The sequence below is a fragment of the Streptomyces sp. NPDC030820 genome, assembly GCF_055572075.1.
This window is the reverse complement of the sequence record NZ_JBVIEB010000023.1, coordinates 68,603-93,000: the sequence shown is the minus strand read 5'-3', so window position 1 is coordinate 93,000 and position 24,398 is coordinate 68,603. Positions and strand designations below refer to the sequence as shown.

General features: G+C 70.8%; 23 protein-coding genes. 10 read left to right on the top strand and 13 right to left on the bottom strand.

The annotated features are described in order from the left end of the window. The first annotated feature begins 4 nt into the window (after nucleotides 1–4). Nucleotides 5–1,435, top strand: coding sequence for a pyruvate kinase (gene pyk / locus ACZ418_RS39805; protein ID WP_468372936.1), 1,431 nt, complete (start codon nucleotides 5–7; stop codon nucleotides 1,433–1,435). A 98-nt stretch (nucleotides 1,436–1,533) separates the two neighbouring features. Here pyk and ACZ418_RS39800 read toward each other — a convergent pair whose 3' ends face one another. The 4 genes from ACZ418_RS39800 to ACZ418_RS39785 form a co-directional block, all read right to left on the bottom strand. Next, entirely contained in the window at nucleotides 1,534–2,916 is a 1,383-nt protein-coding gene (locus ACZ418_RS39800) for a hypothetical protein (RefSeq protein ID WP_468372933.1), read from the bottom strand. After that, complete coding sequence (locus ACZ418_RS39795; RefSeq protein WP_468372931.1) at nucleotides 2,906–3,460, bottom strand: DUF6114 domain-containing protein; 555 nt, start codon at nucleotides 3,458–3,460, stop codon at nucleotides 2,906–2,908. The genes ACZ418_RS39800 and ACZ418_RS39795 overlap by 11 nt, the downstream gene beginning before the upstream one ends. Nucleotides 3,461–3,577: 117 nt before the next feature. Next, nucleotides 3,578–4,216 carry a DUF6230 family protein gene (locus ACZ418_RS39790; RefSeq protein WP_468372929.1) on the bottom strand — a complete coding sequence of 213 codons (639 nt, stop codon included), beginning with the start codon at nucleotides 4,214–4,216 and terminating at the stop codon, nucleotides 3,578–3,580. Nucleotides 4,217–4,839: 623 nt separating this feature from the next. Continuing rightward, nucleotides 4,840–5,808, bottom strand: a complete 969-nt coding sequence (locus tag ACZ418_RS39785) for a tetratricopeptide repeat protein (RefSeq protein WP_468372926.1) — start codon at nucleotides 5,806–5,808, stop codon at nucleotides 4,840–4,842. A 234-nt stretch (nucleotides 5,809–6,042) separates the two neighbouring features. Between ACZ418_RS39785 and ACZ418_RS39780 the strand changes: the two genes are divergently transcribed. After that, complete coding sequence (locus ACZ418_RS39780) at nucleotides 6,043–6,660, top strand: TetR/AcrR family transcriptional regulator (RefSeq protein WP_468372923.1); 618 nt, start codon at nucleotides 6,043–6,045, stop codon at nucleotides 6,658–6,660. 6 nt (nucleotides 6,661–6,666) lie between these two features. Here ACZ418_RS39780 and ACZ418_RS39775 read toward each other — a convergent pair whose 3' ends face one another. From ACZ418_RS39775 to ACZ418_RS39750, 6 genes are all read right to left on the bottom strand, one after another. After that, the gene (locus ACZ418_RS39775; RefSeq protein WP_468372921.1) at nucleotides 6,667–8,367 is read right to left on the bottom strand and encodes an acyl-CoA mutase large subunit family protein; all 1,701 of its coding nucleotides are present in this window, start codon (nucleotides 8,365–8,367) and stop codon (nucleotides 6,667–6,669) included. Between the two features lie 86 nt (nucleotides 8,368–8,453). Continuing rightward, nucleotides 8,454–8,792 carry a DUF3817 domain-containing protein gene (locus ACZ418_RS39770; RefSeq protein WP_468372918.1) on the bottom strand — a complete coding sequence of 113 codons (339 nt, stop codon included), beginning with the start codon at nucleotides 8,790–8,792 and terminating at the stop codon, nucleotides 8,454–8,456. A 43-nt stretch (nucleotides 8,793–8,835) separates the two neighbouring features. Continuing rightward, the gene (locus ACZ418_RS39765) at nucleotides 8,836–9,345 is read right to left on the bottom strand and encodes a MarR family winged helix-turn-helix transcriptional regulator (protein ID WP_228623622.1); all 510 of its coding nucleotides are present in this window, start codon (nucleotides 9,343–9,345) and stop codon (nucleotides 8,836–8,838) included. Between the two features lie 162 nt (nucleotides 9,346–9,507). Then, nucleotides 9,508–10,266, bottom strand: a complete 759-nt coding sequence (locus ACZ418_RS39760) for a hypothetical protein (protein WP_468372915.1) — start codon at nucleotides 10,264–10,266, stop codon at nucleotides 9,508–9,510. Between the two features lie 97 nt (nucleotides 10,267–10,363). After that, nucleotides 10,364–10,657 (bottom strand): MTH1187 family thiamine-binding protein, encoded by a 294-nt coding sequence (locus ACZ418_RS39755; RefSeq protein WP_468372912.1) that lies wholly within the window; start codon nucleotides 10,655–10,657, stop codon nucleotides 10,364–10,366. Further along, complete coding sequence (locus ACZ418_RS39750; RefSeq protein WP_468372909.1) at nucleotides 10,654–11,004, bottom strand: DUF3817 domain-containing protein; 351 nt, start codon at nucleotides 11,002–11,004, stop codon at nucleotides 10,654–10,656. The genes ACZ418_RS39755 and ACZ418_RS39750 overlap by 4 nt, the downstream gene beginning before the upstream one ends. Nucleotides 11,005–11,185: 181 nt before the next feature. Between ACZ418_RS39750 and ACZ418_RS39745 the strand changes: the two genes are divergently transcribed. The 4 genes from ACZ418_RS39745 (at nucleotide 11,186) to ACZ418_RS39730 (ending at nucleotide 13,847) form a co-directional block, all read left to right on the top strand. Then, complete coding sequence (locus tag ACZ418_RS39745) at nucleotides 11,186–11,818, top strand: AIM24 family protein (RefSeq protein ID WP_468372981.1); 633 nt, start codon at nucleotides 11,186–11,188, stop codon at nucleotides 11,816–11,818. A gap of 2 nt (nucleotides 11,819–11,820) precedes the next feature. Then, a complete protein-coding gene (locus ACZ418_RS39740; protein WP_468372906.1) occupies nucleotides 11,821–12,471 on the top strand; it encodes an AIM24 family protein in 651 nt (216 codons plus the stop codon). Then, on the top strand, nucleotides 12,468–13,277 hold the full coding sequence (locus tag ACZ418_RS39735; protein WP_468372903.1) for an AIM24 family protein: 810 nt from the start codon (nucleotides 12,468–12,470) through the stop codon (nucleotides 13,275–13,277). The genes ACZ418_RS39740 and ACZ418_RS39735 overlap by 4 nt, the downstream gene beginning before the upstream one ends. A gap of 93 nt (nucleotides 13,278–13,370) precedes the next feature. Further along, on the top strand, nucleotides 13,371–13,847 hold the full coding sequence (locus ACZ418_RS39730) for a MarR family winged helix-turn-helix transcriptional regulator (RefSeq protein WP_388620939.1): 477 nt from the start codon (nucleotides 13,371–13,373) through the stop codon (nucleotides 13,845–13,847). Nucleotides 13,848–13,954: 107 nt separating this feature from the next. Here ACZ418_RS39730 and ACZ418_RS39725 read toward each other — a convergent pair whose 3' ends face one another. The 3 genes from ACZ418_RS39725 to ACZ418_RS39715 all read right to left on the bottom strand — a co-directional run bounded on the left by ACZ418_RS39725 (nucleotide 13,955) and on the right by ACZ418_RS39715 (nucleotide 17,531). Then, the gene (locus ACZ418_RS39725; protein ID WP_468372899.1) at nucleotides 13,955–15,154 is read right to left on the bottom strand and encodes an MFS transporter; all 1,200 of its coding nucleotides are present in this window, start codon (nucleotides 15,152–15,154) and stop codon (nucleotides 13,955–13,957) included. 149 nt (nucleotides 15,155–15,303) lie between these two features. Beyond that, nucleotides 15,304–16,260, bottom strand: coding sequence for a methylmalonyl Co-A mutase-associated GTPase MeaB (meaB, locus tag ACZ418_RS39720; RefSeq protein ID WP_468372897.1), 957 nt, complete (start codon nucleotides 16,258–16,260; stop codon nucleotides 15,304–15,306). 71 nt (nucleotides 16,261–16,331) lie between these two features. After that, nucleotides 16,332–17,531 (bottom strand): acetyl-CoA C-acetyltransferase, encoded by a 1,200-nt coding sequence (locus ACZ418_RS39715; RefSeq protein WP_468372894.1) that lies wholly within the window; start codon nucleotides 17,529–17,531, stop codon nucleotides 16,332–16,334. A gap of 149 nt (nucleotides 17,532–17,680) precedes the next feature. Between ACZ418_RS39715 and mce the strand changes: the two genes are divergently transcribed. The 4 genes from mce to ACZ418_RS39695 all read left to right on the top strand — a co-directional run bounded on the left by mce (nucleotide 17,681) and on the right by ACZ418_RS39695 (nucleotide 24,398). Further along, nucleotides 17,681–18,121 carry a methylmalonyl-CoA epimerase gene (gene mce, locus ACZ418_RS39710; RefSeq protein ID WP_388620931.1) on the top strand — a complete coding sequence of 147 codons (441 nt, stop codon included), beginning with the start codon at nucleotides 17,681–17,683 and terminating at the stop codon, nucleotides 18,119–18,121. A gap of 206 nt (nucleotides 18,122–18,327) precedes the next feature. Continuing rightward, on the top strand, nucleotides 18,328–22,242 hold the full coding sequence (scy, locus tag ACZ418_RS39705) for a polarized growth protein Scy (protein WP_468372891.1): 3,915 nt from the start codon (nucleotides 18,328–18,330) through the stop codon (nucleotides 22,240–22,242). Nucleotides 22,243–22,424: 182 nt separating this feature from the next. Next, nucleotides 22,425–23,360 carry a cellulose-binding protein gene (locus ACZ418_RS39700; RefSeq protein ID WP_468372889.1) on the top strand — a complete coding sequence of 312 codons (936 nt, stop codon included), beginning with the start codon at nucleotides 22,425–22,427 and terminating at the stop codon, nucleotides 23,358–23,360. Between the two features lie 84 nt (nucleotides 23,361–23,444). After that, nucleotides 23,445–24,398, top strand: a complete 954-nt coding sequence (locus ACZ418_RS39695; RefSeq protein WP_468372886.1) for an ABC transporter ATP-binding protein — start codon at nucleotides 23,445–23,447, stop codon at nucleotides 24,396–24,398.

Genomic DNA, 24,398 nt, shown 5'->3' with positions numbered 1-24,398 from the left:
CCCCATGCGCCGTTCGAAAATCGTCTGTACTCTCGGCCCCGCGGTCGACTCCCACGAGATGCTCGTCGCCATGATCGAGGCGGGCATGAATGTGGCCCGGTTCAACTTCAGCCACGGCTCCCACGCCGAGCACCAGGCGCGGTACGACCGCGTCCGGGCCGCGTCCAAGGAGACCGGCCGGCCCATCGGTGTCCTCGCCGACCTGCAGGGCCCGAAGATCCGCCTGGAGACCTTCGCCGAGGGTCCGGTCGAGCTGGAACGCGGTGACGAGTTCGTCATCACGACCGAGGACGTTCCGGGCGACAAGAGCATTTGCGGTACGACGTACAAGGGGCTGCCGGGCGACGTCTCGCGCGGCGACCAGATCCTGATCAACGACGGCAACGTCGAGCTGAAGGTCCTGGACGTCGAGGGCGCCCGGGTGAAGACGATCGTCATCGAGGGCGGTGTCGTCTCCGACCACAAGGGCATCAACCTGCCCGGCGCGGCCGTCAACGTGCCCGCGCTGAGCGAGAAGGACGTCGAGGACCTGCGCTTCGCCCTCCGCATGGGCTGCGACCTGGTCGCGCTGTCCTTCGTCCGGGACGCCAAGGACGTGCACGACGTGCACCGCGTCATGGACGAGGAGGGCCGCCGGGTCCCGGTCATCGCCAAGGTGGAGAAGCCGCAGGCGGTGGAGAACATGGAGGACGTCGTGATGGCGTTCGACGGTGTGATGGTCGCCCGCGGTGACCTCGCCGTCGAGTACCCGCTCGAGAAGGTCCCCATGGTGCAGAAGCGCCTGATCGAGCTGTGCCGGCGCAACGCCAAGCCGGTGATCGTGGCGACCCAGATGATGGAGTCGATGATCACCAACTCCCGTCCGACCCGCGCCGAGGCCTCCGACGTGGCCAACGCGATCCTGGACGGCGCCGACGCGGTCATGCTGTCGGCCGAGTCCAGCGTGGGCGCCTACCCCGTCGAGACGGTCAAGACCATGTCGAAGATCGTCCAGGCGGCCGAGCAGGAGCTGCTCTCCAAGGGCCTGCAGCCGCTGGTGCCGGGCAAGAAGCCGCGCACCCAGGGCGGTTCCGTGGCCCGCGCGGCCTGCGAGATCGCCGACTTCCTCGGCGGCCGGGGCCTGGTCGCCTTCACCCAGTCCGGTGACACCGCGCGCCGGCTCTGCCGCTACCGCGCGACCCAGCCGATCATCGCCTTCACCACGGACGAGGGCACCCGCAACCAGCTCACCCTGAGCTGGGGTGTGGAGCCGCACGTGGTGCCGTTCGTGAACACCACGGACGAGATGGTCGACCTGGTGGACCAGGAGGTCGCGAGGCTGGGCCGCTTCGACGCGGGCGACACGGTCATCATCACCGCCGGCTCGCCCCCCGGCGTCCCCGGCACCACCAACATGCTGCGTGTCCACCACCTCGGCAGCAACCAGAACAACTGACAAGTCCTCCAAGGGTCTTGTACGGCGCTGAGGGCGCCCCCTGGACCAGGGGGCGCCCTCAGCTGTGTGCGGCTCCCGAACGGGCTTTGCAGGACCGGTCAGTCGGTCGTGTACACATGCATGCCGGGCACGTGCAGGTTGCCGCCGAACTGCGCCGCCTGCACCACGTGGACGTTGGTGAAGTAGATCAGCGGCAGGTTCAGCGGGGGCGGGCTGTCGGGCGTGAACGTCATCGGGATCAGACCGAACAGGTTGCCCGAGATGCTCTGGGTGTACATCGTGGTGGCGCCGCCCCGGATGGTGGACGTCGAGCCCTTGGCCGCCTGCACGTGGTAGGTCTTGCCGGAGAGCTTGTCGTTCACCGTCTGGTGCAGGTCGCCGATGTCCGTGCCGTCGGAGATGACGTACTTCAGCACCTTCTTGGTGGTGCCGGACGCCGTCTTCACCTCGACGATGCCCTGGTAGTCGGCGCCCTTGAGCAGCAGCGAGCTGGCGCTGAGGTACCAGGGGTCGTCCGCCACCGGCACCTTGTTGTCGACGCCGCTCTGGTCGGTCGTGGCCGCCGGGCAGTCCTGCGCCGAGGCGGAGGAGCTCGCCGACGGGCTCGGCGTGGCCGACGCGGCCGCGTCCTGGACCGTCTTGGTGGCGTCCTGGGCCGTCTTGGAGACCGTGTCGGTGGTCTTCTTCACCGTGTCGCCGGCCGTCTTGGTGGTCTTGGAGACGGTGTCGTTGACGGTGTCGGACAGGGTGGAACCGGACGACGACGAGTCCGTCTTCGACGAGGAGTCCGGGGACGCGCTCGCCGACGGGCTCGCGGACGGCGTCGAGCTCGCGGAGGGGGTGCCGGAGTCCGAACCGCCGCCGCCGAGGATGCCGCCGAGCGTGTCGCCGAGGGTGCCCAGCAGACCGCCGCTGCTCTGTGACGCGGACGGGGCGGGCGTGGCCGTGTCACCGCTGGACGACGACGAACCCGACGAGCCGGAGCCGGAGTCCGAGCCGGAGGTGGAGGAGCCGGAGGTCGCGGACGGCTTGGGCGTGGCCTTGTCGCCGGAACCTGAATCCGACGAAGAGGTCTTGCCCGAGTCACCGGACTGCGTGTCCTTCGAGTCCTGGGCATCCGCACTCGCCGAGGGCGACGGCGTGGTCGTGTCGGCGCTCTTCGACGCGGCCGGCGAGGGCGACGACGAGGCGTCCTTGGACGCGTCCAGCGCCTTCACGCAGTCCTTGTACTCGTCGGCCGTCAGGCTCTTGGACGTGGTCGACGGGGACGGGCTGCCGCCGTTGCCGGCCGCGAGGGCCAGCGAGGACGTGAAGCCCATGCCCATCAGCACCGCCGTCGGCATCGCCACGGTGGCGATCGCCTTGCCGGCCGGCATGTGGAACCTGGTGAACAGCGGCTTCCTGGGGGCCGCGTGTCGGGGCCCGGTTCTCGCGCGCGACCCATCCACATCGGTCGCGCGGGTCACCTCGTCAGCCGGCACTGTGCCTCCCGTTCGCCCCGTTGGCCGGGCTCGTTCCTGACAGGTCGTTCTCCCCCGACGCGTCCGTGTGCTGCTCCGGCAGCGGCGCGGCCTGCGGGGCACCGCCCTCGTCCGGGCCCGCCTCGGCCGGCGGCTGCGGCTGCGGCGGGGCGCCCGGCGCCCAGGCGACGGCCATCGCCCCTCCGATGAGGGCGAGCAGGAAGCCCATGATGAAGCCGCCGAAGTTGGAAACGGGCAGGGACACCAGCGCCAGCAGGATCGCGGCGACGCCCGCGAACGTCCGTACGTGCTTCTGGAACCAGAGGCTGATGCCCAGGACGATGAGCAGTACGCCGATGATCAGGGATCCCGCTCCCGCCGTCGTCGCCATCGCCAGCGTCAGATGCCCGACCTGGAGGTGGAAGTAGGGGAAGTAGATGATCGGAAGACCGCTGAGCAGGACGTACAGACCGGCCCAGAACGGACGCGTGCCCCGCCAGGCGCGGAACTGCAGCCTCCGGCGGGTGAACTGGCCGGGCGCGGCGGCAGGAGTCTCGGCGCTCATGGAAAACAGCTCCCTGGTGCGGCGTTGCTGTGGTGGTGATGTGTGCCGCGCGTGAAGACGCGGCCGGAGAGGGGACGGGCGGGGGCGCCATCGGCTCCCCCGCCCGTCAATGAGTGCTTAGTAGCACTCCGCGCCATCGGTCGACAGCGACATGTGCAGACCGCTCAGCTTGAAGGTGCCGGCGGTGGTCGCCCACGCCGTCTGCTTCACGCCGGTCAGCGTGGCCGAGTCGGCCTGCTGTGCGAAGCCGTACGGGTTGGCCTGCTCGCCCCCGCCCTTCATGCCCGGACCCTTGTCGGCGTCCTTGGCGGCAACACCGATGTCGATGTTGTTGAAGGTGGCGTCGGCGTTGAGGTCCGCGACGTCGATGTAGATCCGGTCGGCCTCGACCTTGTCGTGACCCGGGCCACCCGCCCGCAGGATCAGGCTGACCTTGCCGAAGATCGGCACGTCGGGCGTGACCACGGACTGGCACAGGTTGGTGATCTCGGCGTGGGTGAACGCCGAGACGGCCACCGGGTGGAGCGTCTTCTTACCGTTCAGCTCGTAGCCGTTGTCGAGGGCGCCGTACTGCTCGAAGCCCTTGCCCTCGAGCGAGTCGGCCGTCACCTTGAACGACTGACCCGACACACTGAACGACGCGGCGAGAGCGCCCTGCGCAAGGGCGACACCTATCGCGGCCGTCGCGGCGACGCTGGGCACCATGACCACAGCGAACCGCTTCCATCTGGTCCCGCCACGCACCTGGGACTCCATATTTCCTCCTTCTCGGACGTACATCTCCTGGCCCGGACTCGCCACCGGCCGGCGGCTCAACCAGGCAGGGATGGGAGAAGTGCTACGTCCTCGGGAAGGAGAGCGCCCGCGCTCGGTGGCGCGAACCGCGCCCGAATCACCGGCGATCACCCCCGAGCGACAACCACTGGTCGCGCCTGACACGCATCACGCACAACCTTGCTGGACAGGCTTCGCCGTTGGGCGAAGACCCCCCTGCCCTAGAGCCGGCGCCACTGCCGCCGGCTCTGCTCGGTGGGGACCCAGATTCTCCCGTGACCCGACCGGCTGCCGGGGGAAGGGAATGGACCGAGCGTGGCCGATCGTGGTGCATTCTCGCGCCGGGCACAAGGGGGTTCGTTACTGGCTAGTAACGGCCGGATAACCGGAGGACGACCGACCGGTCTCGGAGTGCGACGCTGGGTGGCATCCAAGGGCAGAGCAAAGCCGTTGATCTCTGGATCAAACCAGACAGATCAACGGCTCTGACTTACTCCGAGTAACAGCTCGCGCGATTACCAAGCTTTGGTAAAGCAGAGTCGTCGTGACGACTCGTCGGCAAACCTTTCACCCCGGCATCACAAGCCGTGGCGTTTAGCGACTGGTCAGAACAGGGCCCGGGCGAGGGCCCGTCGTGCGCCCACCACGCGCGGGTCCTCGGGCCCCACGACCTCGAACAGTTCGAGCAGCCGGCGCCGCACGGTGTCCCGGTCGTCACCCACCGTACGCTGCACGGTCTCGATCAGCCGCCCGAAGGCGTCCTCGACATGCCCGCCCACCAGATCCAGATCGGCGGCGGCGATCTGCGCGTCGACGTCCTTCGGCTTCTCCGCGGCCTCCTGACGGACCTTCTGCGGGTCGAAGCCCTGCACCCGCTGCAGCAGCTCGGCCTGCGCGAGGCCCAGTTTGGCCTCGGGGTGGGCCGGGTCGTCGGCCAGCACGTTCTGGTACGCCTGGATGGCGCCGCCCAGGTCGCCCGCGTCCAGCGCGTCGGCGGCGGCGTTCAGCGCCGCGTCGTACGGCCCCGCCTGCTCCGGCGCGTCCGCCTGGCCCGGCTGCGCGTCCGGGTCGACGGTCAGGCCGGTGATGCCGAACCGCTGCTCGGCGACCTGCACCAGCTGGTCCAGGGTCTGCCGGATCTGCTGCTCGCCGGCCGCCCCCTGGAACAGCGGCAGCGCCTGTCCGGCCACGACGGCGAAGACGGCCGGGATGCCCTGCACCCCGAACTGCTGCATCAGCATCTGGTTGGCGTCGACGTCGATCTTGGCGAGGAGGATGCGCCCGCCGTACTCGACGGCCAGCCGCTCCAGGACCGGGCTCAGCTGCTTGCAGGGCTGACACCACTCGGCCCAGAAGTCGATGACGACGGGTACTTCGGCGGAGCGCTGGAGGACGTCCCTCTCGAAGCCCGCCTCATCGACGTCGATGACGAGATCGGCCGGGGCGACGGCACCCGTGCCGCCGTGCCGGGCGGCCTCGGCGCGCGTCTGCTCGGCCTTGGCCTTGGCCTCCTGGGCCGCCTTCACCGCGGCGAGGTCGACGACGCCGCTCATGGACATGTTCCGTGGCTGCATGCGTCTATCCTCCCCCGTCACCGCGCCGGAATGAAAAAGTGTCGTGCGCGGGCGCCGGGTCCCCACCCCACGCCCCCGTGGTCAACCGCTCGCGTGCGCCTCGTGTACGTCCGTCACGAGGCCTCACGCGCTTTCGCTACGACTCGTAGCGTAATGCCATGCGGACCCCGCGCGACACCACTCCCCGGTGATCTCCCTCACGACCGCACAGATCCCGCCGGTTATGGTCAGGGGATGCAGAGCCGCACTCCCGCCAGCCGTACCGGGCGCCCGCGCAGCGCCGCCGCGGACGCCGCGATCCTGGCCGCGACCCGGGAGGCGCTGGTGGAACTGGGCTGGTCCAAGCTCACCCTGGGGGATGTGGCGACCCGGGCCGGGGTTGCGAAGACGACGCTGTACCGCCGCTGGGCCGGCAAGCCCGAGCTGGTGTGCGACGCGGTGGCGGAACTCTTCGACGAGCTGGAGCTTCCCGACCGCGGCAGCCTGGCCGCCGACATCGAGGGCGTGGTCCTGCAGTTCGCGGCCATCCTGGCCCGTCCGGAGGCGAAGAGTGGCCTGATGGCGGTGGTCGCCGAGTCCACGCGCGACGAAGCCCTGCGCGAACGCATCCGCGCCTCCATCGTGGAACGCCAGATGCGCCTGGTCCTGCAGGGCCGCGCCCGCGCCCAGAGCCGCGGCGAACTCCCCCCGGAACCCGACCCGGAGGAGTCCGCCCGCACGGGCGACATGATCTTCGACATGGTCGCGGGCGCGGTGGTCCACCGCACCCTGGTGAGCGGCAAACCGGCGGACGAGGAGTGGGTGCGCGACTTCACGCGGGTACTGCTGCTGGGGCTGACCTCGTCCGCCTGAGCCCGCTCAGAAGCCCGCGGGCTCCGTGTACACACCCCACTCGTCGCGCAGCACCCCGCAGATCTCGCCCAGCGTCGCCTCGGCCCGCACCGCGTCCAGCATCGGCTCGATCATGTTGGACCCGTCCCGCGCCGCCCCCAGCATCGCGTCCAGCGCGGACCGCACCGCAGCCTCGTCGCGCGCCGCCTTCCGCTCGGAGAGCACCCGCACCTGCTCCCGCTCCACCTCGTGGCTGACCCGCAGGATCTCCAGATCTCCGGTCACGGACCCGGTGTGGACATTGACGCCGACGACCTTCTTGTCACCCTTCTCCAGCGCCTGCTGGTAGCGGAAGGCGGACTCGGCGATCTCGCCGGTGAACCAGCCGTCCTCGATCCCGCGCAGGATTCCGGAGGTGATCGGCCCGATCGGGTGCTGCCCGTCCGGGTGGGCCCGCTGGCCCCGCTCCTTGATCTGCTCGAAGATCTTCTCCGCGTCGGCCTCGATCCGGTCCGTCAGCTGCTCGACGTACCACGAACCGCCCAGCGGGTCGGCCACGCTCGCGACCCCGGTCTCCTCCATCAGCACCTGCTGGGTGCGCAGCGCGATCTCCGCGGCCTGCTCGCTGGGCAGCGCGAGGGTCTCGTCGAGCGCGTTGGTGTGCAGCGAGTTGGTCCCGCCGAGGACCGCCGCCAGCGCCTCCACGGCCGTACGGACGACGTTGTTGTACGGCTGCTGGGCCGTCAGCGACACACCGGCCGTCTGCGTGTGGAACCGCAGCCACTGCGCCTTCTCGCTCCTCGCGCCGTACACGTCCCGCATCCAGCGCGCCCAGATCCGGCGCGCGGCACGGAACTTGGCGATCTCCTCGAAGAAATCGACGTGCGCGTCGAAGAAGAAGGACAGGCCGGGCGCGAAGACGTCCACGTCCAGGCCGCGGCTGAGCCCCAGCTCGACGTACCCGAAGCCGTCCGCCAGCGTGTACGCCAGCTCCTGCGCGGCCGTCGCACCCGCCTCACGGATGTGGTAGCCGGACACGGACAGCGGCTTGTAGGCGGGAATACCGGCGGCGCAGTACTCCATGAGGTCGCCGATCAGGCGCAGATGCGGCTCGGGCTGGAAGAGCCACTCCTTCTGCGCGATGTACTCCTTGAAGATGTCGGTCTGGAGCGTGCCGTTGAGGACCGACGGGTCCACGCCCTGACGCTCGGCGGCGACCAGGTACATGCAGAAGACGGGCACGGCGGGCCCGCTGATGGTCATGGAGGTGGTGACGTCACCGAGCGGGATGTCCTTGAACAGGACCTCCATGTCGGCGGCCGAGTCGATGGCGACCCCGCAGTGCCCGACCTCGCCGAGCGAGCGGGGGTCGTCGGAGTCGCGCCCCATGAGCGTCGGCATGTCGAAGGCCACGGACAGACCGCCGCCGCCGGCGGCCAGGATCATCTTGTACCGCTCGTTGGTCTGCTCGGCGTTGCCGAACCCGGCGAACTGCCGGATCGTCCAGGTACGCCCGCGGTAGCCGGTCGGATGGAGCCCGCGCGTGAAGGGGTACTCCCCGGGCCAGCCGATCCGCTCGAATCCCTCGTACGTGTCGCCCGGTCGGGGCCCGTACACCGGCTCCACGGGATCGCCGGAGAGCGTGGTGAAGTCTGCGTCCCGCTTGCGGGCCGCGTCGTAGCGGGCCTGCCAGCGTCGGCGGCCCTCCTCGATGGCGTGAGCGTCCATACCATCGAATTTACTTGGACGTCCTAGTAAATGTCGATGGCTGACCGCCGTACGGGGTCCGTACGGCGGTGTGACGCCGGTCGCCCTTACGCCTTGGCGACGGCCGGGGCCTGGTCGGCGACCCTGGCCTCCAGCTCGCGGCTGATCCTGCGCTCGACGAAGAAGGCGGCCGTCGGGATCGTCCCCGCGAGCAGCACCCACAGCTGCTTGCCGATCGGCATCTTCGTCTTGGAGCCCAGGTCGAAGGCGACGACGAGGTAGACGACGTACAGCCAGCCGTGGGCGATGGCGACGACCTCGGTGACGGACGCGGCGCCGTCGATGTGGAGCCCGTACTTCGCGATCATGCTCAGGCACAGCAGGACCAGCAGGACACCGGTGGTGTAGGCCATGACGCGGTAGCGGGTCAGCACGCTTCGTTTCATGCGAACGAGCGTAACCACCCGTTCCGGGAGATCTTGCCCGGGGTCACTCGTCCTCGAAGTCGTGCGCCGCGATGCGCAGTGGGCGGAGCATCGCGAAGATCTCCGCGCACTCCTCCGCGTCGTACACGCCGAGCCCGAAGTCCATCGCCATCAGGTCGCGGGTGGCCGCGTCGACCACCTCGCGGCCCTTGTCGGTGATCACGGCGAGGGTGCCGCGGCCGTCGTTGGGGTTGGGCCGCTTGGCGACCAGCCCGGACTTCACCAGCCGGTCCACGGTGTTGGTCACGGAGGTGGGATGCACCATCAGTCGCTCGCCGATCTTGGACATGGGCAGCTCGCCGGCCTTGGAGAAGGTGAGCAGCACCAGCGCCTCGTACCGCGCGAACGTCAGTCCGTACGGCTTGACCACCGCGTCCACCTCGGCGAGCAGGATCTGCTGGGCCCGCATGATCGAGGTGATCGCGGCCATGGACGGCACGTTTCCCCAGCGCTGCTTCCAGAGCTCGTCGGCACGGGCGATGGGGTCGAAGGGGAGGCTGAGTGGCTTCGGCACGTCATCAGACCCTACCGGCCGGTCATATTCCGGGCAGCCCCGTCTCGGCTTTCGGTCGCTTCTCGGCTCTCCGAGCCCTTTCGGCGCAGGGCGTGGCCGCGGTACGGCAGCAGCGCTCGGCAGCCCGGACGACCCGCGCCCCGCAGGCGCCGCACCCGCCCCTCACGTGACCGGAACCGCCTCGAGCCGGCGCAGCACCCGAGGCGCACGCGCCCGGGTGACCGGCGCCCGCAGACACCGCCGGGCGGCAGGCGTCCCGGCCAGCGGCGCCTTGAAAACCGCCAGCGACCCGGCGACCACCAGCAGCAGCGGGCACAGATAGGCGACGGTGTCGGCGAAGGACCCGAAGAGCCGCAGCAGCGACTCCAGCCCGAGCCCGGTCAGACACACCGTGAGGACGACCGCACGGACCGCCAGCTCGCCGATCCAGTTGACCAGGGCCCGCTCGGGAGTGATCCCCCGCTCCAGCCACAGCCGGAGCCGGTCGAAGGACCACGCCGTCGCCCAGCCCGTCAGCGGCCGGAGCACCAGGCGGTCCGCGACCGCACCGAACGCGCCCCCGCGGGCGCGGTACTCGTACCCGGTGAGCAGGCGCACGCCCTGCGCGTCGGGCACGTAACGCCAGTAGGCGCTCGCCTCGGCGATCGGGGAGAGCGGGTGCGCGGAGGAGAAGCGCAGGGCGCACACGCGCGTGCCGTCGGGGCGGTCCCTCTCGCCGGCGGCGACACCGGTGCCGGGCACGGTGAGGAGCGGCAGCACGCGCCAGGTGCAGGTGAAGCGCCGGGGCTCGCCCGCCACGCCCGGCAAGGGGGCGATGGACTTGAAGCGGAGGTCCCAGCGCAGGCGCGTGGCAGGGTCCTGGGTGTGCGCCCACAGCTCGTCGAGGTCGGCGCGTATGTGTGTCTCTCGGTAGAGACCCATGGTGTTCCCCCAGGCCAGAGCGTGAAGTTGAGCGATCGCTCGAATGATCAGGAGGGGAACGTACACCTCCGCCGGCGACCGCTCAAAAGGGGGCCGACTACTGCGCCAGATGCCGTTCCACGGTCTCGATCTTGGAGGTGAGCCCGTCGGTCACGCCGGGGCGGATGTCGGCCTTGAGGACGAGCGACACGCGCGGGGCGCGCGCCTCCACGGCCGCGACGGCGCGCTTGACCACGTCCATGACCTCGTCCCACTCGCCCTCGATCGAGGTGAACATCGCGTCGGTGCGGTTGGGCAGGCCCGACTCACGCACCACGCGGACGGCGTCGGCGACGTACTCCCCCACGTCCTCGCCGACGCCCAGCGGCGTCACGGAGAAGGCGACGATCATGCGTTCACGATTCCTTCCTTGCGGGCGCGGGCCGCGATGACGGCGTCCTCGGCCTCGCGGCGCAGCGCGCGCTCGATGATGAAGCCGCCGCCGGGAATGATCGAGTACGCGAAGTAGAGGGCGGCCTTGCCCTTGGCCCACTTGGTGCGGTTCCAGGCGTCCGCCCAGAAGACCACGTAGAGAACGAAGAGCACACCGTGGATCGGGCCCAGGACCGGGGCCACGTCGAAACCGCTGTTCACCGTGTACTTGATGATCGTGCAGGCCGCGAGGACGATCCAGGAGACGCCCTCCGGCACGGAGATCAGTCGGAGGCGGCGGATGGCGGAGGCTGTCTTGAGGTCCACGGGTCACCTTCGGTGGGAGAGTCGCTGACGGCGCGAGCACGTCGTGATCCGATTTGTGAACGGAAGCACAAACGCCACGCCATTGTGGCAAACGACTGCCCTAGGGGTCCGCTCAGGGTCGGTGTCCACCCACGGGCCCTGTTCCGTCCACCCGCGGCGCCGCTACTTTCGCTCCGTGGCGATGTTCCGACTGCAAGGCAGCAAGGTGCTCGCCGTCGACATGACCGGGGACACCGTGAAGGCGAAGAACGGCTCGATGGTCGCGTACGACGGGCAGATGAGCTTCAAGAAGCTCACCGGTGGGGGCGAGGGGCTGCGCGGGATGGTGACCCGGCGGCTCACCGGCGAGCAGATGACGGTGATGGAGGTGAAGGGGCACGGCACGTGCTGGTTCGCGGACCGGGCGACCGAGATCAACCTCGTGAACCTCCAGGGCGACAAGCTGTACGTGGAGTCGAGCAACCTCCTCGTGACGGACGCGGGGCTGCGCACGGGCACGACGTTCACCGGGCTGCGCGGCGCCTCGCAGGGCAACGGCCTGTTCACCACGACCGTCGAGGGGCACGGGCAGGCGGCGATCATGTCCGACGGGCCGGCGGTCGTGCTCCGGGTCAGCCCGCAGTACCCGCTGATCGTCGACCCGGGTGCCTATGTCGCCCACCAGGGCAACGTCCGGCAGTCCTTCCAGTCCGGGGTGACGTTCCGCACGTTCTTCGGGGAGGGCGGCGGCGAGGCCTTCCAGATCCGCTTCGAGGGCGACGGACTGGTGTACGTGCAGCCGAGCGAACGGAACACGATCGCGGGGGATCTGTAGCCATGGCGTTCCGGGAGATCAACTCGAAGATGGTCGAGGCGACCGTGCTGCCCGGGCAGCGGCTGTTCAGTCAGCGCGGGGCGATGCTCGCCTACAAGGGGGACGTGTCCTTCACACCGAACATCCAGGGCGGCCAGGGCGGGCTGATGTCCATGATCGGGCGCCGGGTGACGGGCGAGGCGACCCCGCTGATGACCGTCGAGGGCAGCGGCACCGTCTTCTTCGGGCACGGCGGCCACCACGTCCACGTCATCAACCTCTCCGGCGACACCCTCTGCGTCGAGGCCGACCGCCTGCTGGCCTTCGAGGGCACGCTCCGGCAGGGCACGATGTTCATGGGCTCGCAGGGCGGGGTGATGGGCCTGGTCCGGGGCCAGGTCACCGGGCAGGGCCTGTTCACCACGACCCTCCAGGGCCAGGGCTCGGTCGCCGTGATGGCGCACGGCGGTGTCTTCGAGATACCGATCACCCCCCAGCGCCCGGTCCATGTCGACCCGCAGGCGTACGTCGCCCACCACGGCGAGGTCCGCAACAGACTGTCCACCGCGCTCGGCTGGCGCGACATGGTGGGCCGGGGCTCCGGCGAGGCCTTCCAGCTGGAGCTGAGCGGCAACGGCACGGTGTACGTCCAGGCGTCGGAGGAGAAGCTGTGAGCGCGTACGGAACTCCGGGCGCCGGGCCGGTGGTGTACGACCCGATGACCCTGCCCGCCGACGACAACGTGAACAAGTACACGTTCTGCGTCGAGCTCAAGAGCGGGCAGTGGTTCCTGCAGAAGGGGAAGATGATCGCCTACTACGGGGCGATCGAGTTCAACGGCATCGGGCACGGCCGACTCGACCGAATTGTCCGCACCTCGTTCCATTCGCCACTGCACGCGAGCGACTGGGTCGTGGCGGCGGGCTCGGGCAAGATGCTGCTCGCCGACCGGGCCTTCGACGTGAATTCCTACGACCTGGACGACGGGAACCTGACCATTCGCGCGGGCAACCTGCTCGCTTTTCAGCCAAGTCTCGCGCTCAAGCAATCGATCGTGCCGGGTTTTCTGACCCTTATCGGAACCGGAAAGTTTGTGGCCGCATCTAACGGTCCGGTGGTGTTCATGGAACCTCCGATCCGGGTCGACCCGCAGGCGCTCGTCGGGTGGGCCGACTGCCCGTCACCGTGCCATCACTACGACCATGGCTATCTGACGGGTGTACTGGGCGGTCTACGTGCGATGACGGGCCTCGGCGGGGTATCCGGGGAGGAGCACCAGTTCGAGTTCGTGGGCGCCGGGACGGTCCTGTTGCAGTCGACGGAGACCCTCATGGAGGAGACGGCGACGGGTGTCGTTCCGCCCGAACCGGGGGTGCCCGGAGGTGGCGGAGCGGCACCGGGCGGACACGGTCAGCAACCATCGGGGGCACCGCGCCTTCCCGGACAGCTGGGGGACCTCCAGCGCCGCTTCGGGCTGTGAGCGGTAGTCTGCGGAGGGTGACATCGAACGCGTGCGCACTGTCACACCCACCCGAAGTAGTTCGTCATTCAACTTCTTAGGTAGACTTCATTCATGGAGACCGAGACGGCCACGCGCTGGCTGACCGATGCGGAGCAGTGCGCCTGGCGCACCCACCTGGAGGTCAACAGGCTGTTGACGTACCAGCTGGAGAAGGATCTGCAGCCGTTCGGCCTGACTATGAACGACTACGAGATCCTCGTGAACCTGTCCGAGTCGGACGACGTAAGGATGCGGATGAGCGACCTCGCCTCCGCGACCCTGCAGTCCAAGAGCCGGCTGTCGCACCAGATCACGCGGATGGAGAACGCGAACCTGGTGCGCCGTGAGAACTGCGAGTCCGACCGGCGAGGGCTGTACGCCGTACTGACCGAGCACGGCATGGAGACGATGAGGAAGGTGGCGCCGCATCACGTCGCCTCTGTGCGGCGCCACTTCATCGATCTGCTGTCGCCGGAGGCGCTGACGGAACTGGACAAGGCACTGAAGCCGATCGCCGACCATTTGCGGGGACAGCGGGGGCGTCCCTGAGCCTCCTGGGGAACCGCGCCCCGTGAGGGGCGCGGGGCTGTATCGATGTGCGGCTCCGCCGCGATGGGGGTCCCCCCGCTCGAGCGAAGTCGAGAGTGGGGGAGCGATCAGCCCCCGGCGACCCGCACCCCGCGACGGCGATACGCAGCCACGGCGGGCAGCACGGCCACCGTGCCCGCCAGCGCGAAACACACCCCCAGCGGCACCCGTCCGATCAGCAGGCCCGTCACCATCGACCCTGCCGAACTCCCTGCGTTCACCCCGGTACTGACCCAGGCGCCCGCCTGGGTGCGAGCACCCTCGGGTGCCGTTTCCTCGGCCACGAGGTACGCCGTCGTAAGGGCGGGGGCGATGAACGCTCCGGCGAGTCCCATGACCCCGGCGAGGGTCCACAGGCCGGGCGCCAGGCCCGCCACCGCGATCACCAGGCCCAGAGCCACGGCGAACCCGCACAGCCGTACCCGGGCCGGCGCCCGCCACCGGACCGCCCCGTTGACCAGGCCGCCCACCGCACTGCCCGCCGAGACCGCACCCAGCACCCAGGGCACCACGGCGGTGCCGTACGAACGCTGCGCGGCGACGGCCATCGCCAGCAGGTCCAGCCCGCTGAGGGCCAGCCCGGCGCCCGTGGCCACGGCGACCGGCACCCGCAGGCCGGAGAGGGTGCCGCGCCTCTTCCCGGGGGCGGCACCACGGGGACCGGGCAGCACCGGGGAGGTGACGAAGACGCAGGTACCGCCCACGATCAGCAGCGCGCTGAGCAGGATCCCGGACGCCGGGGGCGCGAAGCCGAGCAGCGCGCCGACCAGCGCCGGGCCGGACACGTACAGCAGCTCCTCCGCGACCCCGTCCAGGCTGTAGGCGCGGGCCAGCATGCCCGGCTCGGGGGCGAGTCCCGCCCACAGCGCACGCATCGTCGGCCCCAGCGGAGGCGCGCACGCCCCCGCGAGGGCCGCCGCGACGGCGATGGCCGCCGACGGTGACCCGGGGCGCCAGGTCAGCACGGCCAGGACGCACAGCAGGGCGCCGTAGAGCACGGACATGGGCAGCAGGGCCCTGCGCGCCCCGTGCCGGTCGATCAAGGACGCTCGGAACGGGCTCAGGAAGACCGTCGCGGCGCCGAACAGGGAGAGCACGGCGCCGGAGACCGCGTAGGAGCCGGTGGCCCGGGTGACGGACAGCATCACCGCCAGGGAGACCGTGCCGTAGGACAGGCGGGCGATGAGGGCTGAGGCGAAGGTGCGGCGCGCATGCGGGAGGCGCAGCACGGCGGCGTACGAGGGCCGCACAGGGGCATGCGTGGACATGCTGATGTTCCTCTGGTGGAGGCGGAAGAGGGGACACCGAGGGACGCGAGGGCCGGTCGTTCATCGGCCTCGCGGTCCGGTGTGCGCTCTACGCCACGGTGAGGAACATGCGGATCAAGATATCCGCCCGGTACGGGAGTTGGCCAGGCTCAGCCCTGTGTCAGGCCCGCCACCAGCTCGTCCGCCGCCCGGTACGGGTCCAGCTCGCCCGCGACGATGCGCTCCGCGAGCGCGCTGAGACGGCGGTCGCCGTGGAGGTCGCCGATGCGTTCACGCAGGGCCGTCACCGCGATCGTCTCCACCTCGCGGGCGGCACGGGCCTTGCGGCGCTCGGCCAGCACCCCACGCTCCTCCATCCACGCGCGGTGCTTCTCCAGGGCCTCCACGACCTCTTCGACGCCCTCGGCGCGGGCCGCGACCGTCTTCACGATCGGCGGGCGCCAGTCGCCGGGGCCGCGGGACTCGCCGAGGCCCAGCATGTGGTTCAGTTCGCGGGCCGTGGCGTCGGCGCCGTCCCGGTCCGCCTTGTTGACGACGTACACGTCGCCGATCTCCAGGATGCCCGCCTTCGCCGCCTGGATGCCGTCGCCCATGCCGGGGGCCAGCAGGACCACGCTGGTGTCCGCCTGGGAGGCGATCTCGACCTCCGACTGGCCGACGCCGACCGTCTCCACCAGGATCACGTCACAGCCCGCCGCGTCCAGCACCCGGATCGCCTGCGGCGCCGCCCAGGCCAGGCCGCCCAGGTGGCCTCGGGTTGCCATGGAGCGGATGTAGACCCCCGGGTCCGACGCGTGCTCCGACATACGGACGCGGTCGCCGAGCAGGGCGCCGCCGGAGAACGGCGAGGACGGGTCGACGGCCAGGACGCCGACCCGCTTGCCCTGCTTGCGGTACGCCGTGACGAGCGCGGAGGTGGAGGTCGACTTGCCGACCCCCGGGGAGCCCGTCAGACCGACCACATAGGCGTTGCCGGTCAGCGGGGCCAGGGCCGCCATGACCTCCCTGAGCTGCGGGGACGCCCCCTCCACGAGGGAGATCAGCCGGGCCACGGCCCGCGGCCGGCCTTCCCTGGCCTGGGCCACCAGAGAGGAGACGTCCTGCATCAAACAGCTCCGTTCAGTTCACAGACGTACAGACGCGTACAACGACGTACAGGCGCGTACAGCGAGGATGCTTACGCCTTCGGTACCCGCACGATCAGCGCGTCACCCTGGCCGCCGCCACCGCACAGCGCGGCCGCGCCGGTGCCGCCGCCGCGCCGCTTGAGCTCCAGCGCGAGGTGCAGCACGAGCCGGGCGCCGGACATGCCGATCGGGTGACCCAGCGCGATCGCACCACCGTTCACGTTCACCTTTTCGGTGGAAACGCCGAGGTCCTTCATTGACTGCACGGCGACCGCGGCGAAGGCTTCGTTGATCTCGATGAGGTCGAGGTCGGAGACCTCCAGGCCCTCCTTCTTGAGGGCGTGCAGGATGGCGTTGGACGGCTGGGACTGGAGGCTGTTGTCCGGTCCGGCCACGTTGCCGTGCGCGCCGATCTCGGCGAGCCAGGTCAGGCCCAGCTCCTCGGCCTTGGCCTTGCTCATCACGACCACGGCGGCAGCGCCGTCGGAGATCTGCGAGGAGGAGCCGGCGGTGATCGTGCCCTCCTTGCTGAAGGCCGGGCGCAGCTTGCCCAGGGACTCCACGGTGGTGTCGCCGCGGATGCCCTCGTCCTTGCTGAACAGGACCGGGTCGCCCTTGCGCTGCGGGATCTCCACCGGGGTGATCTCGGCCTCGAACAGGCCGTTCTTCTGCGCGGCGGCGGCCCGCTGGTGGGACAGGGCGGCGATCTCGTCCTGCTCGGCGCGGCCGAGGCCGAGGCGGGTGTTGTGCTTCTCCGTGGACTCGCCCATGGCGATGCCCTCGAAGGAGTCGGTCAGACCGTCGTAGGCCATCGCGTCGAGCATCTGGACCGCGCCGTACTTGAAGCCCTCACGGGACTTCGGCAGCAGGTGCGGGGCGTTGGTCATGGACTCCTGGCCACCCGCCACGACGATGTCGAACTCACCGGCCCGGATCAGCTGGTCGGCCAGCGCGATGGCGTCGAGGCCGGAGAGGCACACCTTGTTGATGGTGAGCGCCGGGACGCTCATGGGGATGCCGGCCTTGACGGCGGCCTGGCGGGCCGGGATCTGGCCGGCACCCGCCTGGAGCACCTGCCCCATGATCACGTACTGCACCTGGTCGCCGCCGATCCCCGCACGGTCGAGGGCGGCCTTGATCGCGAAGCCGCCGAGGTCGGCTCCGGAGAAGGACTTGAGGGAGCCGAGCAGTCGTCCCATGGGGGTGCGCGCACCCGCGACGATCACCGAGCTGTTCGTTCCAGAAGGCATGAGCTGCGATCCCCTTACCGGCCTGCCCAGGCCGAGGAGTGAACGAGGGTTTACTTCGAATGTACTGATGGCACTCCGTGCCGTCATCGGCCTGTCAGTGTGATCGCTGGCACGTTGCGTAACCACGGCCTTAGCGCTGCACTGAATCCATGCTGACGCGAATCGACCACATCGGGATCGCCTGCCACGACCTCGACGCGACCGTCGAGTTCTACCAGGCCACCTACGGCTTCGAGGTGTTCCACACCGAGGTCAACGAGGAGCAGGGCGTGCGCGAGGCCATGCTCAAGATCAACGAGACCTCGGACGGCGGCGCCTCCTACCTCCAGCTGCTGGAGCCGACCCGCGAGGACTCCGCGGTCGGCAAGTGGCTGGCGAAGAACGGGGAGGGCGTCCACCACATCGCCTTCGGCACGGCGGACGTGGACGGGGACGCCGCGGACATCCGTGAGAAGGGCGTGCGCGTGCTGTACGACGAGCCACGGCGCGGCTCCATGGGGTCGCGGATCACCTTCCTGCATCCCAAGGATTGCCATGGCGTGCTCACAGAACTGGTCACTTCGGCCCCTGTTGAGTCCCCTGAGCACTGACCCCCGTACATAAGGGCCGGTAGGGTTGGGGGCGGTCGTCCCTGAAAGCGGGGGACGGCCGTTCCGGGGTCCGGGTTTCGGGGGACGAGCGTCGGGGCAGCAGCCCGTGCTCCGCCGTTGATCTGACACCATTCCCCGGGGGCCCCGTTCGGCGGATGGACGGAGCTCGTTGGAGAAGCTGACCAGGGGACGGATGGGACCGCGCAGTGCGGGGCTACGAGAGCCAGGAGCGAGAGCCGGCGGCTGACGTCGACCACCTCTCTCGGTTCGAGGCCGAGATGAAGCGGCTGAAGACCGAGCGGGAAAAGGCGATCCAGCACGCCGAGGACCTCGGCTACCAGGTCGAGGTGCTGCGCGCCAAGCTGCACGAGGCGCGCCGCACCCTGATGACCCGGCCCGCCTTCGACGGCGGTGACATCGGCTATCAGGCCGAGCAGTTGCTCCGCAATGCCCAGATGCAGGCCGACCAGCTGCGCCAGGACGCGGAACGGATGGCCGCCGAGGCACGCGCGCAGACCCAGCGGATCCTGCAGGAGCACGCCGAGCAGGCCGCCCGGCTCCAGGCGGAGCTGCACCAGGAGGCGGTGACCCGACGCCAGCAGCTCGACCAGGAGCTGGCCGAGCGCCGCGCCACCGTCGAGTCGCACGTCAACGAGAACGTGGCCTGGGCCGAGCAGCTGCGCGCCCGCACCGAGCAGCAGGCCCGCCGGCTGCTGGAGGAGTCCCGCGCCGAGGCCGAGCAGGCGATGGCCGCGGCCCGTGCGGAGGCCGAGCGGCTGACCCGGGAGGCCCGCGAGCGGCTGCAGAACGACGCCGAGGCGGCCCGTGCGGAGGCCGAGCAGCTCCTGCGCCGTGCCCGCACGGAAGCCGAGCGGCTGCTGAACGCGGCGTCCACCCAGGCCCAGGAGGCCACCGAGCACGCCGAGCGGCTGCGCACCGACGCGGCCGGCGAGTCGGACGCCGCCCGCCGGCAGGCCGCCGAGCTGAGCCGGGCCGCCGAGGAACGGATGACGGCGGCCGAGGAGGCGCTGCGCAAGGCGCAGGCCGAGGCCGAGAAGCTGCAGACGGAGGCCGAGCAGGCCGCCGCCAAGACCCTCGCGAGCGCCGAGGCCGCGGGCGAGGCACGCACGCGTACGGCGAAGGAGCAGGTCGCCCGGCTGGTCGAGGAGGCCACCAAGGAGGCCGAGCAGACCAGGACCGAGGCCGAGCAGCTGGTCGCGGACGCCCGTGCCGAGGCCGAGAAGATCCTCGCCGAGGCCGCCGAGAAGGCCCGCACGGTCACCGCCGAGGAGAGCGCGACCCAGCTGTCCAAGGCGGCCAAGACCGCCGAGGACGTGCTCAACAAGGCCTCCGAGGAGGCCAAGCGGACCACCAAGGCAGCCGCCGAGGAGGCCGAGCGGATCCGCACCGAGGCCGAGGCCGAGGCGGACCGGCTGCGCGCCGAGGCGCACGACATCGCCGAGCAGCTCAAGGGCGCGGCGAAGGACGACACCAAGGAGTACCGCGCCAAGACGGTCGAGCTGCAGGAGGAGGCCCGCCGGCTGCGCGGCGAGGCCGAGCAGCTGCGCGCCGACGCGGTCGCCGAGGGCGAGTCGATCCGCGCGGAGGCCCGCCGGGAGGCGGTCGCGCAGATCGAGGAGGCGGCCAGGTCCGCCGAGGAGCTGCTGGCCAAGGCCAAGGCGGACGCCGACGAGCTGCGGCAGACCGCGACCACCGACAGCGAGAAGGTCCGCACCGAGGCCATCGAGCGGGCCACCAGCCTGCGCCGGCAGGCCGAGGAGACCCTGGACCGGGCCCGCAAGGAGGCCGAGCGGCTGCGCGCCGAGGCCGACGAGCAGGCCGAGTCGGTCAAGGCGGGCGCCGAGACCGCCGCACGCGAGCTGCGCGAGGAGACCGAGCGCGCCGTCGAGGCCCGCCGCGCCGAGGCCGCCGAGGAGCTGACCCGGCTGCAGACCGAGGCGCAGGACCGGCTGGAGTCGGCCGAGCAGGCGCTCACCGAGGCCCGCGAGGAGGCCGCCCGGATCCGCCGTGAGGCCGCGGAGGAGAGCGAGCGCCTGCGCGCGGAGTCGGCGGAACGGATCCGTACGCTTCAGCAGCAGGCCCAGGCCGAGGCCGACCGGCTGCGCACCGAGGCCGCGTCCGACGCGTCCGCCTCGCGCGCCGAGGGCGAGGCCGTCGCCGTACGGCTGCGCTCGGAGGCCGCCGCCGAGGCCGAGCGGCTGAAGGCGGAGGCCCAGGACACCGCCGACCGGGTGCGCGCGGAGGCGCAGGCCGCCGCCGAGCGGCTCGGCACCGAGGCGTCCGAGACGCTGGCCGCCGCCCAGGAGGAGGCCGTCCGGCGCCGCCGCGAGGCCGAGGAGACCCTCGGTTCCGCCCGCGAAGAGGCCGACCAGGAGCGGCTGCGGGCCCGCGAGCAGAGCGAGGAGCTGCTGGCCTCCGCGCGCAGGCGCGTGGAAGAGGCCCAGACCGAGGCGATCCGGCTGGTCGAGGAGGCCGACCGGCGCGCCACCGAGATGGTGTCCGCCGCCGAGCAGCACGCCCAGCAGGTGCGGGACTCCGTCGCCGGGCTGCACGAGCAGGCGCAGGAGGAGATCGCCGGGCTGCGTTCGGCCGCCGAGCACGCGGCGGACCGTACCCGGCGGGAGGCCGAGGAGGAGGCGGACCGGGTCCGCGCCGACGCCTACGCCGAGCGGGAGCGGGCGAGCGAGGACGCGAGCCGTGTCCGCCGCGAGGCGAACGAGGAGTCCGAGGCCGCCAAGGCGCTGGCCGAGCGTGCGGTCGCGGAGGCGATGGCGGAGGCCGAGCGGCTGCGCTCGGACGCCGGCGAGTACGCGCAGCGGGTGCGCACCGAGGCCTCGGACGCGCTCGCCGAGGCCGACCAGGCCGCCGCCCGCACCCGGGCGGACGCCCGCGAGGACGCCAACCGGATCCGCTCGGACGCGGCGACCCAGGCGGACACCCTCATCACCGAGGCCCGCAAGGAGGCCGAGCGCCTCCAGAACGAGACGGTGGCCGAGGCCGAGCGGCTGCAGACGGAGACCGCCGCCGAGGCCGAGCGGGTGCGTACGGAGGCCCTGGCCGAGGCCGACCGGGTGCGCGAGGAGGCCCTGGCGGCCGCCGAGCAGCTCCTCGGGGACGCCACCGACGAGGCCGAGCGGCTGCGCGCGGAGGCCGCCGAGACGGTCGGCTCGGCGCAGGCCCACGCCGAGCGGGTGCGGGCGGAGTCCGAGCAGCTCAGGGCGGACGCGGAGGAGGCGGCCGAACGGCTCCTCAACTCCGCCCGCGAGGAGGCCGAGCGGACCCTGGACGAGGCCCGCAAGGAGGCCAACAAGCGGCGTTCGGAGGCGGCCGAGCAGGTCGACACGCTCATCACCGAGACCACGGCCGAGGTCGACAAGCTGCTCAGCGAGGCTCAGGAGCAGGCGCTGAAGACCACCGCGGACGCCGAGTCGCAGGCCGACACGATGGTCGGGGCGGCCCGCAGCGAGGCCGAGCGGATCGTCGCCGAGGCTACCGTCGAGGGCAACTCGCTGGTGGAGAAGTCCCGCACGGACGCCGACGAGCTGCTGGTCGGCGCCCGCCGGGACGCGACCGCGATCAGAGAGCGCGCGGAGGAGCTGCGCGACCGCATCACCACCGAGATCGAGGAGCTGCACGAGCGGGCCCGGCGCGAGGCCGCCGAGACCATGAAGTCCACCGGCGACCGCTGCGACGCCCTGATCAAGGCCGCCGAGGAGCAGCTGGCCAAGGCGGAGGCGAAGGCCAAGGAGCTGGTGTCGGAGGCGAACTCCGAGGCGGGCAAGGTGCGCATCGCCGCCGTAAAGAAGGCGGAGGGGCTGCTCAAGGAGGCCGAGCAGAAGAAGGCCAGCCTCGTCAAGGAGGCCGAGGAGCTCAAGGCCGAGGCGATCCGCGAGGCCCGGCGCACGGTCGAGGAGGGCAAGCGCGAGCTGGAGATCCTGGTGCGCCGGCGCGAGGACATCAACGCCGAGATCTCCCGGGTCCAGGACGTCCTGGAGGCGCTGGAGTCCTTCGAGGCCCCGTCGTCCGGCAAGGAGGGTTCGGTCAAGGCCGGCGCGACGGTCGGTGCCCCCCGATCGGGTGGCAAGTCGTCAGACGGCTAATCTGAGCGGTGCGTTCCGGTAACGTCTGGGGGCTTTGCCCGACTCGTTGGCAAGTCGTCCGGCGGTCAGCCACCCAAAAGAGGTGCCATTCTCCAGATCAAAACCGTATCCGCTCGATGACACACCGCTTCGGCCCCTAGGATTCCCCTTATCACCTCACCGGTCTCATTGACAGGAACCCCATGAGCGACACTTCCCCCTACGGCTTCGAGCTTGTGCGGCGTGGGTACGACCGCGCTCAGGTGGACGAACGTATCTCCAAGCTCGTCTCCGACCGTGACAGCGCTCTCGCCCGCATCACCGCCCTGGAGAAGCGCATCGAGGAGCTCCACCTCGAGACGCAGAACGCCCAGGCTCAGGTCACCGACGCCGAGCCGTCGTACGCGGGTCTCGGTGCCCGGGTCGAGAAGATCCTGCGCCTGGCCGAGGAAGAGGCCAAGGAGCTGCGTGAGGAGGCCCGGCGGGCGGCCGAACAGCACCGCGACCTCGCCGAGTCCGCGGCCCAGCAGGTGCGCAACGACGCCGAGTCCTACGCCGCCGAGCGCAAGGCCAAGGCCGAGGACGAGGGCGTCCGGATCGTCGAGAAGGCGAAGGGCGAGGCCGCCCAGCTGCGTTCCGAGGCCCAGAAGGACGCGCAGTCCAAGCGCGAGGAGGCGGACGCCCTCTTCGAGGAGACCCGCGCCAAGGCCGCGCAGGCCGCCGCCGACTTCGAGACGAACCTCGCCAAGCGCCGCGAGCAGTCCGAGCGCGACCTGGCCTCGCGTCAGCAGAAGGCCGAGAAGCGCCTGGCGGAGATCGAGCACCGCGCCGAGCAGCTGCGCCTGGAGGCCGAGAAGCTGCGCACCGACGCCGAGCGCCGCGCCCGCCAGACGGTGGAGACGGCCCAGCGCCAGGCCGAGGACATCGTGGCCGACGCCAACGCCAAGGCCGACCGGATCCGCTCGGAATCCGAGCGCGAGCTCGCCGCGCTGACCAACCGCCGCGACTCGATCAACGCCCAGCTGACGAACGTCCGCGAGATGCTCGCCACGCTGACCGGCGCGGCGGTCGCTGCCGCGGGCACGCCCGGGGACGACGAGCCCATCTCCCGCGGGGTGCCGGCGCAGCAGTCCCGGTAAAGCTTGCGCGCACCGTCGCCGAACGACACGAAGCCCCCTTCCGCTCCGGTGGCAGGGGGCTTTGTCCCGTCTTAGCGTGGCCGCATGATCGAGCTGGAGGGGCTGACCAAGCGGTACGGCGAGAAGGTGGCGGTCGACCATCTCACCTTCGCCGTGCGGCCCGGCATCGTCACCGGCTTCCTGGGCCCCAACGGCGCCGGGAAGTCCACGACCATGCGGATGATCCTCGGGCTCGACCACCCCACCGCCGGTGACGTCCGGATCGACGGCAAGCACTACGAGCAGCTCAAGGACCCGCTGACGTACATCGGCGCGCTGCTGGACGCCAAGGCCGTGCACGGCGGACGCAGTGCCTACAACCATCTGCTGTGTCTGGCGCAGAGCAACGGGATCCCCAAGTCGCGGGTGGCGCAGGTGCTGGACACCGTCGGGCTCACCGCCGTGGCGCGGAAGAAGGCCAAGGGATTCTCGTACGGCATGGGGCAGCGGCTGGGGATCGCGGCGGCGCTGCTCGGGGATCCGCGGATCCTGATGTTCGACGAGCCGGTCAACGGGCTGGACCCGGAGGGCATCCACTGGATCCGGAACGTGATGAAATCGCTGGCCGCGCAGGGGCGGACGGTGTTCGTCTCCAGCCATCTGATGAGCGAGATGGCGCTGACCGCCGATCATCTGGTCGTCATCGGGCAGGGGCGGCTGCTGGCGGACACGTCCATGGCCGACTTCATCCGGCAGTACGCGCGCAGTTGCGTCCGGATCCGCTCTCCGCAGCGCGAGCGGCTGCTCGATGTGCTGCACGAGGACGGGATCACCGTTGTGGAGGCGGGCGGGGGCGCGCTGGAGGTGGAGGGCGGCAAGGCCGAGCGGATCGGTGAGCTGGCGGCGCGGTACGGGATCGTGCTGCACGAGCTGAGCCCCCGGCAGGCCTCCCTGGAGGAGGCGTTCATGCAGCTGACGGCGCAGGCGGTGGAGTACCACGCGCACGCCGGGCCCGCGGGCGCCCCGCGGGAGTGGGGCGCCGACTGGAAGGGGGCCTGA